This is a genomic window from Flammeovirga aprica JL-4, from assembly GCF_012844305.1.
GTDB lineage: Bacteria > Bacteroidota > Bacteroidia > Cytophagales > Flammeovirgaceae > Flammeovirga > Flammeovirga aprica.
Genome location: NZ_JABANE010000006.1, coordinates 59,619 through 71,688 on the forward strand (window position 1 = coordinate 59,619; position 12,070 = coordinate 71,688).

At 36.1% G+C, this 12,070-nt stretch carries 10 protein-coding genes; 4 read left to right on the plus strand and 6 right to left on the minus strand.

Translation table 11 applies throughout. The features are described 5' to 3' along the window. The first annotated feature begins 5 nt into the window (after positions 1-5). Complete coding sequence (iolE, locus tag HHU12_RS03300; RefSeq protein ID WP_169654978.1) at positions 6-917, plus strand: myo-inosose-2 dehydratase; 912 nt, start codon at positions 6-8, stop codon at positions 915-917. Between the two features lie 368 nt (positions 918-1,285). Further along, positions 1,286-2,893, plus strand: coding sequence for a cation:proton antiporter family protein (locus tag HHU12_RS03305; RefSeq protein ID WP_169654980.1), 1,608 nt, complete (start codon positions 1,286-1,288; stop codon positions 2,891-2,893). Between the two features lie 89 nt (positions 2,894-2,982). Here the strand turns inward: HHU12_RS03305 and HHU12_RS03310 are convergent, their stop codons facing one another. The 3 genes from HHU12_RS03310 to HHU12_RS03320 all read right to left on the minus strand — a co-directional run bounded on the left by HHU12_RS03310 (position 2,983) and on the right by HHU12_RS03320 (position 6,493). Continuing rightward, entirely contained in the window at positions 2,983-3,930 is a 948-nt protein-coding gene (locus HHU12_RS03310) for a succinylglutamate desuccinylase/aspartoacylase family protein (protein WP_169654982.1), read from the minus strand. Between the two features lie 128 nt (positions 3,931-4,058). Then, complete coding sequence (locus HHU12_RS03315; RefSeq protein WP_169654984.1) at positions 4,059-4,574, minus strand: DUF3124 domain-containing protein; 516 nt, start codon at positions 4,572-4,574, stop codon at positions 4,059-4,061. A 155-nt stretch (positions 4,575-4,729) separates the two neighbouring features. Continuing rightward, on the minus strand, positions 4,730-6,493 hold the full coding sequence (locus HHU12_RS03320; protein ID WP_169654986.1) for an AMP-dependent synthetase/ligase: 1,764 nt from the start codon (positions 6,491-6,493) through the stop codon (positions 4,730-4,732). A gap of 306 nt (positions 6,494-6,799) precedes the next feature. Between HHU12_RS03320 and HHU12_RS03325 the strand changes: the two genes are divergently transcribed. Continuing rightward, positions 6,800-7,420, plus strand: coding sequence for a class I SAM-dependent methyltransferase (locus HHU12_RS03325; protein WP_169654988.1), 621 nt, complete (start codon positions 6,800-6,802; stop codon positions 7,418-7,420). Between the two features lie 94 nt (positions 7,421-7,514). Here the strand turns inward: HHU12_RS03325 and HHU12_RS03330 are convergent, their stop codons facing one another. Next, the gene (locus HHU12_RS03330; protein ID WP_169654990.1) at positions 7,515-7,955 is read right to left on the minus strand and encodes a BLUF domain-containing protein; all 441 of its coding nucleotides are present in this window, start codon (positions 7,953-7,955) and stop codon (positions 7,515-7,517) included. A gap of 122 nt (positions 7,956-8,077) precedes the next feature. Then, positions 8,078-9,070 (minus strand): AraC family transcriptional regulator, encoded by a 993-nt coding sequence (locus HHU12_RS03335; protein WP_169654992.1) that lies wholly within the window; start codon positions 9,068-9,070, stop codon positions 8,078-8,080. A 156-nt stretch (positions 9,071-9,226) separates the two neighbouring features. Here HHU12_RS03335 and HHU12_RS03340 point away from each other — a divergent pair, with 156 nt between their 5' ends. Further along, the gene (locus tag HHU12_RS03340) at positions 9,227-10,735 is read left to right on the plus strand and encodes a DUF1254 domain-containing protein (RefSeq protein ID WP_169654994.1); all 1,509 of its coding nucleotides are present in this window, start codon (positions 9,227-9,229) and stop codon (positions 10,733-10,735) included. Between the two features lie 130 nt (positions 10,736-10,865). Here the strand turns inward: HHU12_RS03340 and HHU12_RS03345 are convergent, their stop codons facing one another. Beyond that, the gene (locus HHU12_RS03345; RefSeq protein ID WP_169654996.1) at positions 10,866-11,945 is read right to left on the minus strand and encodes an LA_2272 family surface repeat-containing protein; all 1,080 of its coding nucleotides are present in this window, start codon (positions 11,943-11,945) and stop codon (positions 10,866-10,868) included. Positions 11,946-12,070: the final 125 nt, after the last annotated feature.

Here is a 12,070-nt window from a genome sequence, read left to right on the forward strand (position 1 = left end):
AAACAATGAAAACTCCATTCAATAAAGAAAAAGTATATATAGGAATCACACCTACATCATGGTGGAACGATGACTTTTTAGACATCGATATTGGAATTCCTTTTGAACAATGTGTATCTGAAATGGCTTTGGCCGGCTATGAAGGTTGTAGTGTGGGGCACAAATACCCTAAGGACCCTGAAGTATTGAAATATGCTTTAGATATCAGAGGACTTCGCGTTTCTGAACCTTGGACAAGTACCTATTTTACCATCAAAGATATGTATGATAAAACGGTAGAGGACTTTAATAAGTCATTAGAGTTTATCAAGTCTATGGGTGGAACGGATATAGTTGTTGCTGAATTAGGGGGCTCCTCACATCAACAGCCTATCGCATTAAAAGCCAACAAAGCTGTTTTTGATGATGAGCAATGGCAAGCATTGGCAGACGGATTGAACCACATTGGTAAAATTGCCACTGATAATGGTATGAACTTATGTTATCACCATCATATGGGTACAGGTGTGATGACAAGACCTGAAGTAGACCGTTTGATGGAAATGACAAACCCAGCATTTGTTCATTTATTATTTGATACAGGACACATTCGTTTTGCAGGTGGAGATCCATTAGAAATGGCGATGGACTATGCACATCGTATCAAACACGTTCACCTGAAAAATATTCGTCAACCGATCATGAATCAGTCAGACGAGCAGGAAATGTCATTTAAAGAATCCATAGAAGCAGGTATTTTCACTGTTCCAGGCGATGAAGAAGGTTGTATCAACTTTGAGCCTATTTTTGAAACATTAGCTGAAAATAATTTCGAAGGTTGGTTAGTGGTTGAAGCAGAACAGAATCCTGCTAACGCTTACCCTTTGAAATATGCTAAAATGGGTAGAGAGTACATCAGAAAGGTGACAGGGATCTAACAAAACAGTTTAGATGTTGTGTCATTGCGATGATGATTTGTTGTATATGAGCATATTGGACTCCTCACGGGAATTTTTCTTGTGGGGAGTTTTTTGTATTATTGATTAACGAAATTAAACAGCTTTGAAGCTCTATTTCTCGTAAAAATACAGCAGTTGCACATTTAAAATGGGGATAAGTTGGATTATTATTTTTTAGTCTAATCAAGGCAGAATAGAAGAGCATAGCCAAAGCTACGTGATGATATTCTAACGAAGAGTAGGCTAAAAAAGACAATCCAAAACTTCCAATTTTAATTGTACAACTGCTTAAGTGCACGATCGATTAACAAAATAAGGCTTTGAGCTGTTAAAACTAAAAACAATATATGACTGAAGAGATTATACTGATTGTACTTACAACATTTGTGACCGGATTCCTCGCCTTCAAATCTAAATTTCCTCCTCTTGTTGGGTTCTTGATTGCAGGTTTTGTGTTACATGCTTTTGGTGTGGAAAGCAATGACATTATAAAATGGTTGGCCGATACAGGTGTGACCCTTTTACTCTTTACAATAGGGCTGAAGTTAGATATCAAAATGCTGATTGGAAAGCATATTTGGTTGAGTGCTTTAATTCATAATTTAGGTACAACGCTTTATTTCTTCTTAGCATTGTGGGGCCTCCAAGTGATGGGCATAGATTTATTAGCATCATTAGGGTATGTAGAACTTCTTTTGGTGGCTTTCGCCTTATCATTTTCAAGTACCGTTTTTGCCATTAAGACTTTACAGGAAAAAGGGGTGATGAATGCCATTTATGGTGCTTTGTCTATTGGTGTACTTGTAATGCAAGATATTTTTGCAGTGGTATTTATGACAATATCTACCGGCAAAGTTCCTGAAATTTGGGCTGTATTATTATTTGGATTACCTCTTTTAAGACCTCTATTCTATAAAGTGATGGATACGGTGGAACACGGTGAAATGCTTGTGATTTTCGGCATTTTCATGTGTTTTGTGATGGGTTCAGGGTTATTTGCTGAGGCAGGGTTAAAGCCAGATTTAGGAGCATTGGTTATTGGTGTTTTATTATCAGGACACCCTAAAGCATCGGAACTATCAAAATCACTTTTCAATATAAAAGAACTCTTATTGGTTTGTTTCTTTTTGGATATTGGATTGTCCACCTCATTGACAACGTCCGCTTTTATTTTCGCTTTTGTTCTAGTCTTATTACTTCCTTTAAAAGGATGGCTGTATTTCAGAATTTTCGACCTCTTTAATTTCAGAGTAAGGACTTCTGTTTTCAGTGCATTGACTTTGATGAATTATAGTGAGTTTGGATTGATTGTAGGTGGATTAGGCTATAAGTTTGGATGGATTTCAGGGGAGCTGTTAGTCAGTATTGCGGTAGCCGTTTCCTTATCCTTCATTATTGCTTCTCCTATCAACAATTGGAGTAATGAAGTCTATCAATTTTTGGCTAGAATCAAGAAAGAAAATAGCCGTTTGAACAAGATGGATCAAATGCTTAATACAGGGAAGTCTAAAATTCTGATTTTAGGAATGGGACGAATCGGAACGGGGATTTACGATGAGATCAATAAAGTTTATGAAGGAACTGTATTAGGAGTTGATGTAAAAGAAGGTGCTGTTGAATCTCAGTTAGAAGAAGGCAGAAATGCAATTCAGGGTGATGCAGTGGACTGGGATTTCTGGCATAGGATAAAGAATATCAATCAATTTGAGATGATCCTTTTCGCCATGCCACACCATCATTCCAATGATTTAGCAGTAAGGCAGTTGAAACAATTGAATTTTAAAGGAAAGACAGCCGCAATTGTGGAATATTCTGATCAGATTGATCAATTGAAAGCAGAAGGTGTGGATGCCGTTTATAATGTATATAGAGAGGCCGGAAAAGGTTTCGCACAGCATGTTATTGAACATTTTTCTGACAACACAATTTCATTCGCTTATAAGGCGACAAATTAGAGATGTTTCAAATATGTGCTTAAAAAAAAGTTTCGTGTATCATTACTAAATTGATGATACACGAAACTTTTTTTATTTCCTTTCAAAAACTACTTCACACTCACATGAAAAATAGCATCTCCTTTATTGACGTTGGGAGCGGTATTTAATCCAAAAATGGAACAATCAGAAGGAGCGTAAATTTTCTTTTCAAATTCACCAAATGGATCTGAAATACGCCCGATCAACTGCTTTTTGACTACACGTGCTCCGTTTTCAACCATCGATTCAAAAATACCTGAATAAGGAGCTCTAAGCCATTTACTTTTTCTGATGTAAACAGGCTCTTGTTTTATTTCCACTTCTCCCTCTTGCATTTTCAAGTATTTCATCACATTCAATGCTCCATTGACACCAATGTTGATGACATCATCATCCAAATGAAGTGATTTTCCACCTTCAAAAAGAATAATGGTTTTGCCCATTTTATGAACGGTTTCACGAATCGATTTATGAATGTATTTGGAGTGCATCATATAAGGAGCTCCAAATGCACTTGCAAGTTCAAATTCTTCCTCTTTATCAAAATTACAACGAATGTTAGGGTAGTTACTTCTGTCGGCTCCTCCGGTGTGGAAGTCCAAAACATAGTCCACATAGGGAGCAATTTCTTTAGTGAAAGTATAAGCAAACTGACTTGCTAGAGAACCTCTTTTGGAACCCGGAAACATTCTGTTCAGGTCTCGTCCATCAGGAAAAGCCCTTGTTAAATTGAGGTAACCAAAAACGTTGAGTATTGGTATGCAAATCACTGTGCCCTTTTTCGGTTTGTGGTATTTTTTTCTGATGATATCACGAACAATAGCCACCCCATTAGATTCATCACCATGTACACCGCCAAGGAGTAAAAGAACAGGACCGTCTTCATTTCCTCTTTCCACAATCACAGGCACTTTCAAGCTATTGCGTGTATGCAATTTCGCTACTTCTAGCTCTAGGACGGCACTTTTTCCTTTCTTGATTTCTGTTCCTAAAAGAACAAATTTATCACTAGCCATTTTATAAAAACTATATTGAGAGCTTGTAATACGCTATTTAAAATCAGAAGGTTGCAAAGTGAGATAAGAAAAAACATTAATATTTCACTTTGTTGAATGAAAGTATTTCTTATGGTCAAATAGCAGGGTTATTCATTAATCAAAATGGCTCTTGATTTAAAAGAAAAACCATGCTGACTGAAATTGCCAATATTAATCGCCTCAATCAGCGCTTTGTTTTTCGGTGGAGAAGTAGTGCCGTATTCTACAATAAAATTGGCTCCCACGCCACCTAAACTTTCTCTCTTTTCAACAATATATTCCGCAGATTCAAGCGGTTTTAATTCTAAAGTTTCTCCTTTAAGATAATTGCGAAGCAGTTTTCCATTACTGTCATAATAATCCGCAGTGGTAAAGTAAAGTGTGTCAGTGGTACTTACATTCCTTAAACTTAATATCACAGTACACTGGAATTTATCATTTCCTTCCTGATAATATAAATCAGAATAAGCCGCTACATAATATTTCTCTTTAAAAGTAAGCGAGGGCATGTCACTAGGTTTTATAATTTTAGTGGTCAGATCTTCAGAGACTAAAGAAACCTGCTTTTTCTCACAAGAAGTGAAAGCGATTAGAAAAATAAGGAATATAGAAATACGACTCATGTTCAAATAGTTTTGTGTTGTTGCAATACGAAGATGAAGATCTAAGTATTTGTCAAACGAAAATAGAAAGAAAAAGCATTATTGTAAAGAAAATGACCTCATCAGATGGTACTCATGAGGTCATTCGTAAAAATTGAAATTAATGGTCAACCGAATTAATCATAAATCTCATTGATTTCACTTTCATATTTTTTGTTGATGATTTTCCTTTTTGGTTTCAAAGTAGGCGTTACCTCTCCTGTTTCCACCGTCCATTCATTTTCCAATAATTTGAACTTCTGAATCTTTTCCCAACGGGCAAAATCAATATTCGCTTTTTGAATTTCCTTCTTGAACTTATTGAAAACCTGATTATTTTTGATCAGTTCCTGCTTGGTGTCAAAAGCAATTTGCTGTTCTTGAGACCATCTTTCTAAAGCTTCGAAATTAGGAACGATCAATGCGGAAGCAAATTTTTGGTTACTGCCAATAACGGCCACTTGTTCAATGAAGAACGACTCTTTCAGTTTATTTTCTAAAAGCTGAGGAGCAATATATTTTCCGGCTGAAGTTTTGAATAACTCCTTCTTACGGTCCGTAATCTTCAAGAATTTTCCATCTACTAGCTCACCGATATCACCGGTATGCAACCAACCGTCCACAACAGTTTCAGCTGTTAATTCAGGTTGTTTATAATAGCCTTTCATAATGTTCGGACCCTTAATAAGGATCTCTCCGTCACTAGCTATTTTCACTTCAATACCCTCTAAAGTAGGACCAACAGTTCCGACCATCATTGTTTCAGGAGTGATGCGGTTCACGCAAACCACAGGCGATGCTTCAGACATACCATACCCTTCACACACTTTAATTCCTGCCGCCCAAAAAGAACGGATTAATCTTGGCTGAAGAGCGGCCGCACCCACGTTCATATTTTTGATATTGCCACCCAAAGCTTCACGCCATTTGCTGAATACTAATGAGTCTGCAATTTTATGTTGTATTTTTTGCCAGAAAGACTGTTTTTCTCTTGGATCATATTTCAATCCAAAATTCAAGGCCCAGAAGAAGATGGCTTTCTTCAATCCTTTGGTCTCCATGCCTTTACCAACGATGGTGTCGTATACTTTTTCCAATAATCGAGGAACAGTACAGAAAACATCAGGCTTCACTTCTTTCATTGCTTCACCTACTTTAATCACGCTTTCAGCATAATACACTGACATAGAGTGATTCAGGTATGAAAAGACACTTGTGCGTTCGTAGACATGTGAAAGTGGTAGGAAGCTTAGAGCTTTGCCATTTCCTTCTTCTACAGGCAATGTTTTTGAAGCGGCAATTGCATTCGTAACTACATTTCTGTTTGTCAACATTACTCCTTTAGGAGGTCCTGTAGTTCCAGAAGTATACACAATAGTGTAGAGGTCTTCTTCAGTAATATTTTGTTTGATTTGAGCAAGCTGATTGGCTTCCTCATCAGAAATATCTTTTAAAAACGTTTTCCATGATCTGATATTCTCCACCTCTTCAAAAGAGAAAATTTCTTCCAAAGCAGTCAAGCGATCTTGAATGGATTTGATCTTTTTGACAAGAGCATTGCTTTCAATGAAGGCAATTTTAATCTCAGCGTGATTGAAAATATAGTTGTAATCTTCAATGGTAATTGTTGGATAGATGGGCACAGCCACGGCTCCAATTTGAGAACAGGCCAAATCGATAAAGTTCCATTCCGGTCTGTTTTCAGAAACAATAGCCACTTTGTCACCTTTCTGAATACCATATTGTAAGAGAGAGTTGCTTACCTGATTGATAATCTGTAGCACATCATCAGTGGAATAGGTCTTCCATGTTCCTTTTTCTTTAGCAGCCAAGCAAACGTCAATACCATTGTATTTTTGTTTTTGCTGTTCAATAAAATCAAAAACTCTTGTAGGTTTCATATGGTTCGTTGTGATAAGTACAACAGTACTTAAGAATTGAAATTTATGTCTAATATGGGGGTATATAGAATACTACGTTTTACAAATAAACATAATATTTACCCTGAAATACGATGATTTACGTTAAGCTTTTTGAACAAGAAACGCTTCACCATCAGTTAAATGATATTATTCAAAGACGAAATTATACTATTTAAATGAAAATTCATTCATTTAAAGGTGTTTTACGATCGAAAGAATTACCTATTTTTCCAATATCTTTGTAGTTGAATACTAAAACAGTCGAACGGATTTAAACGCTACAAGATGTCTACAATTGATAAAAAGAAACATTGGGAAAGTATTTATGAAACAAAACCATTGGAAAATGTAAGCTGGTATCAGCCTACGCCGACAACTTCTTTGGATTTTGTGGAAAGATCATTTTTAGCACCTGATGATAAAATCATTGATGTTGGTGGAGGAGATAGTTTTCTGGTAGATCATCTATTAGAAAAGGGATTTCAAGACATTACTGTTTTAGATATTTCTGCTAAAGCACTTCAAAGGGCAAAACATAGACTGGGAGAGAAAGCATCAAAAGTGAATTGGATAGAGGCGGATGCTTCTCGTTTTGACTCAGGTGAACAGTATGCATTCTGGCATGACCGTGCGGCGTTTCATTTTTTGACATCAGAAGAAGACATTAAGAATTATAAAAATGTAGTCTCAAAAATGATCAAAACAGATGGAGTGTTATTGATTGGCACCTTCTCAGAAAATGGACCAGAAAAATGCAGTGGCATCCCTATTAAACAATACACTACAGAAAGCTTAGCCGCGTTATTTGAAGACAACTTTGATTTAGTCAACACACAGATTGTAGATCATAAAACACCTTTCGATACATTACAGAATTTTGTATTCTGCTGTTTCAGAAAGAAATAAGTACAAATATTTTTGATTTTGTACTTAGCTAAAAAAAAACTCCTTTAAGGAATTTCGCTTAAAGGAGTTTAGTCATTATTTCTATTCATATAAATTAATTAGGTAGGTTCATTCTTAACTCAGAAAACCCCTGATATGTTTTAAGTAATTCGATGACATAGTGATTTTTATTTTTTAAATACGATTCAAGCGGTAAACTTTTATCATATTCTTTGATAAATCCAGCTTCTTCCAGATCATCCCAGTGAATTTCCTTGAAAGCCATAGACCACGTATTAAAATTCCTTTCTTCGATAGTGCCTGAATAAATTTTTTGAACACTTTTATGCCTGTCATCCCTTTTGATCTTAGCATACAATTCTTCAACTTCCTGTTCATCGCCCTCAAGTACTTGTATAAACTTATCCTCCAATAAGATCAGCAATCCTGTCAATTGCTTAAGGACATTATTTTTTCTACTCAGAACGAGTATATCACGCAATACATCATCATCTAGTGATACCTCACGCGTGCTTACATAGCATAAACAATACATAGTATTTAACTAGGTTTTAGTGAATGAGAAAATAGTTTGATGAATATACTAAGTTTAAAAGGGAATGTTTTTCTGTTCATGAATATAAGTTCCTCTTTAAACAGAATATGACAACTTATCCTTTAAAGATTATATTTTATTGAAACCTCTTTGGGAGTGATATCAAATTTCTCCTTAAAGTTTTCTGAAAAGTTGGACAAGCTTTTATAACCAAAATGTCTTGCTACATCCGATACAGAAACTTTTTGTGTTTCCAGCATTTTATAAGCTGATTCAAGTCTGTAATTAGAATGAAAACGAGGGATGGTGGTTCCGAAGACACTGCCAAAATCTCTTTTAAGTTTTGATACGGAAACGCCATATTTTTCAGCAATAGAAGTCAGGGAAGGCGTATTATCATAGAGTGCAGTTAATTCTTCTTTGATCATCTGCATCCTTTTGATGTCTTCAATATGGAGATTATTATTCCTTTGACTCTGATTTTCTCTCCTGATAATCTGATCTAGAAAAAGGCCTGTAGCTTCTACTGATCTGGCTAAAATCAAACTGTTTTTTAATGGTGGAGTCATCTCATCATTGAGTGTGAAGAGGTCATCAATAAGCAAATTGATTTTAGGAGATGAAATTTCATAAATCACCCAAGGGTTTGCTGGATCAAAAACTTTCCCAATATGCACCTTCATGTGTGACATGTAATTGTTGAAGTAATCTTCGGATATCCTCAACGTCACCCATTGACTTTGATCTCCCTGTTTAGCCTTCATATTTAAGAAAATACTTGTACTCTGCATACTCATCATGGTGACAGTGTCAGTGATTTTTTGATTTTCCTTAGGTTTTTTCGGAGAGACATTGCCTTTGTATTCAAACTGAAAGTAAATGTATTTTTTCTCATTTTTATCACTTAGCACATCTACTTCCATATCACTTTTATACCTCACATTATGAAGCCCTATTTCAATACCGTCAAATGGGAAAAACCATTCGTAATGCAATTCCACCAAATGATTATTGATATGTAACGTATTTTCTTTAGAGGGCTCTTTCCCAAGTTTATCAGCAAGCTGTTTAGCTACCTCTGCAATTGATCCTGTGTGTATTGTGATTTTTTCCATAAATGTGCAATGACTCATTAATTCATTATGAAAATACGACAAAAAATGAGACATCAATAGTAATTGAACTAACGACGATATCCTTTGAACCAATGAAAGTAATCTAATGTGCCAATTACAGTGTTTAAGTAGAATGTGAATCAATCCAAAATTAAAATGAAAAAAAGATTACTAGAGGTATTAGGTACCGCATTATTGCTACAGTCAGGAATTCAATCGGCATTTGCTCAGGTCCCCCTATCAGAAGCTACATTAGAAGGTGATGAAATCATCGAAACAGTTTATGGAAATATTGAACTGGAACACAATTTCATCACAAAAGGAGAGCAGGAATTGTTTGATATTATGGACTTCCAACGTGCTTCTCAGGCTTATATATGGTCTACTCCAATTGTTTCTATGAAAACATGGGGACTACAGGAAGATAAAGCTTATGATGTGGCAGGATTGGAAAACTTTGTGGTTTTAAAATCTTTAAAAGAGAAAAGAGGTATTGTAACAGGCAACCTTACTACACCTTACATTTTTACTTTTTCCAATTTGAAAGATGGAGCTGTGAAGTTGGAATATCCTAAAGGAATGACAGCAGGTGGTTTTCTTGATTTATGGCAAAGACCGGTAGCAGATTTAGGTTTGACAGGCCCTGATAAAGGCAAAGGTGGAACTTATATTATCTGTGGCCCAAATGATGACCCAAAGAATTATGAAGGACAAGCCGATTTTACTGTTCAGTCTGAAACCAACAACTTTTTTATTGGTCTTAGAATCCTAGAGGCAGATCCGAAAGCAGAAGAGAATTTTAAGAAATCATTGAAGCTAGGTAGAGTAGGAAGTGGATTGAAAGAGGCCACTTTCGCAGAAGATAAAGATATAGAGTGGTCGGCAACGGCTCCAAGAGGGTTGGCGTATTGGGAAACTTTGCATACCATCATTAATGAAGAGCCTGTGAGAGAGCAGGATAAAGCTTGGATTGCAATGTTGAAACCGCTTGGTGTAGAAATTGGAAAACCTTTTAACCCAACAAAAAGACAAAAAGAGATTTTAGCGAAAGGTGGAAATATGGGAGAATTGATGTTGAGAAATCTTCAAACTAACCCTCGTTTTAGCACGCCTTATTGGGAAGGTACAAACTGGTACAAATCATTTGATTTCAATATTCCTCAGAGTAATGAAATGATGGTTTACCTCGATGAAAGAGCAGTTTGGTATTATGAAGCTGTAAGTTCTACGAAAGGAATGGTGGAGCCATCACCTGGGTATGGTCAGATTTATATGACATCAAAAAGAGACGAAAACGGAGAGTTGTTAAGAGCAGATAAAACGTACAAGTTGCATGTTCCTGCAGATGTTCCTGTAGATCAGTTCTGGTCAGTGACATTGTACTCTGAAAATACACGTAGACCTTATGATAATGGAGGAGGAGAGATTTCAGATGTAGGTATTAATTCAAGAAGAACTGATGTGACTTATAATGAAGATGGTTCAATCGATCTTTACATAGGTGCAGAATGTCCAAAAGGTGTTAATCCTGCTAATTACCTAAAAACGATAGGTAATGATGGATGGTTTATCTACTTCCGTCTTTACGCTCCAAGAGAAGCATTTTTCAATAAGTCTTTCCAATTAAGCGACTGGGAAGTGGTGACTACTGGTTTAAGCAAGTAAAAGTATTTATTCTTTACCCAATTTTACTCTTAGCATTTTTATAAGCACAGGAATCAAGGTAGTACTGTTAAGTAAAAAAGGAGAGACTTTTTGAGCCTCTCCTTTGTTTTTATCATGTGTTAGCTAATGCCTAGAAAGTGAAATTCAAACCTGCTTGACCTCCCACCCAAATGGCAGTTCTTGTACCGTGGCTAGAAGTTTCATCATAGAAAGCGTGTTCTGGTACATCTAAAGTACCTGCTTTTTCATTTCCATCTAGTTTATATTCTGATGTGTATACATTCAATGAAGGACCAGCGTAGATATTGATGTTTTTCGTTAATCTCACTTGAACATTCAAATCTGCTTTGCTCAATAAATTTAAGCCAGTATCTTTCAAAGTATTATCGTATACAACTTGGTTAGCAGAAAGGTCTAATGCTAAGTTCACTCTCTTTGCCAATTCGAACTGAGTACCAAAACCAGCACCAAATGTAGTTACATCTTTTTCGTTGAACTGAGTATAACCTGCTTTGAAGATGGTGTAGAATCTTTGCGTACCCATTTTGAAGTTCACATTACCCCAAACTGTTTCTCCAGCACCAACTTCAACAGCATAGTAACCATTTTTTACCACGTTGATCAAACCGATTGGAGTACCTTTAGCACCTTTTCTTACCACGTTGATCAGACCGATCTGTCCACCATTCAAGCTGTCTGTGTAGTTAATCAGACCAACCTGCACTCCTACTAATTTACCTCTTACAGTATTGGTCAAACCAATTTGAGCACCGTTCATATCACCTCCAGAAACGTTGGAAATACCTGAGATTTGTGCACCATTCACTTCATTTTTAGAAAAGTTATTGATACCCGCTAAGTGCAATCCTTTAGCAGAACCAGTATTGAAGTTGCTGATACCTGATATTATAATGCCATTACTTTCACCTTTAGTGACGTTGGTAATACCAGCAATCTGACCTCCAGAAACATTTCCGTTATTCACATTGGCAATACCACCTAATTCAAAATAATTCACACCGCCGTTTACGCCCCAAAGTATATTGAAAGAAATATCACTAGCAACATTTGTATTGGTTCCGTTCATTCCCACCGGATATAAGAATGAAACTTGGGCAACTTTAGATTCTTTTTCTTGAACTTGATCTTGTGCGAATAATGATGATGAGATTAATAAAAATGCGAAGATGTTTAAAAGTAGATTTTTCATCTGATTATTTATTTAGATATTTTTTTGTTTCAAATTAAAAGAGGGCAGGAGAGTGAACTTCACTTGACGTCATGAGTAGAAGTTGCTGTTTCTCCCGCTTCCGGTATTATGACCCGCACCCTGAG